Annotated in this window: 1 protein-coding gene; it reads left to right on the top strand. The window is 73.1% G+C overall.

Translation table 11 applies throughout. The features are described 5' to 3' along the window. The coding region (locus tag PKE99_RS37880) for an aldehyde dehydrogenase family protein (protein WP_271215076.1) at window positions 1-891 on the top strand (891 nt) is incomplete at both ends.

The following is an 891-nucleotide window of genomic DNA, read 5'->3' as shown; positions in this document are numbered from 1 at the left end:
GCTGCGGGAGTTGACCTTCCATCAGCGGGCCGGGCTGCTCAAGGCGCTCGGGCAGCACCTGCGCGAGCACCGCGAGGAGCTCTACGCCGTCTCCGCGCGGACCGGGGCCACCCTCGGCGATGCGAAGTTCGACGTCGACGGCGGGATCGGGGTGCTGCTGGCCTACGCCTCCAAGGCCAAACGCGAGCTCCCCAACGACACCGTCTACGTGGACGGGGCGGTGGAGCCGCTCGGGCGCGGTGGCAGGTTCGTGGGCCAGCACCTGTGCGTGCCGTTGCGCGGGGTCGCGGTGCAGGTCAACGCGTTCAACTTCCCGGTCTGGGGGCCGTTGGAGAAACTCGCCCCGGCGTTCCTGGCCGGGGTCCCGAGCCTGGTCAAGCCGGCCAGCCCGACCGCGTTCCTGACCGCGACGCTGGTCGAGCTGATCGTCGGGTCGGGGATCCTGCCGGCCGGGGCGCTGCAGTTCGTGGCCGGCTCGCTGGGCGACACCTTCGACCACCTCACCGGCCAGGACCTGGTCTCCTTCACCGGGTCGGCGTCCACCGCGCAGACCCTGCGCACCCACCCCACGCTGGTGCGCAACGCGGTGCGGTTCACCGCCGAGGCCGACTCGCTCAACCTGTCCGCCCTCGGCCCCGACGCCACCCCCGACACGGCCGAGTTCGACCTGTTCGTCACGGCCCTGGTCGCCGAGATGACGGTCAAGGCCGGGCAGAAGTGCACCGCCATCCGCCGCGCCTTCGTCCCCGCCGACCGGGTCGACGCCGTCGTCCAGGCCGTCTCGGCGCGCCTGGCCAAGACGGTGATCGGGGCGCCGTCGGCCGAGGGCGTCCGGATGGGCGCGCTGGCGTCGCTGGATCAGCGCGAGGAGGTCCGCCGCAGCGTGAAGGC

Origin of the sequence: Pseudonocardia halophobica (genome assembly GCF_027922425.1) — a bacterium.
Taxonomy (GTDB): domain Bacteria; phylum Actinomycetota; class Actinomycetes; order Mycobacteriales; family Pseudonocardiaceae; genus Pseudonocardia; species Pseudonocardia halophobica.
Note: the sequence above shows the minus strand (reverse complement) of the source record. Positions and strands in the feature narration are given on the sequence as shown.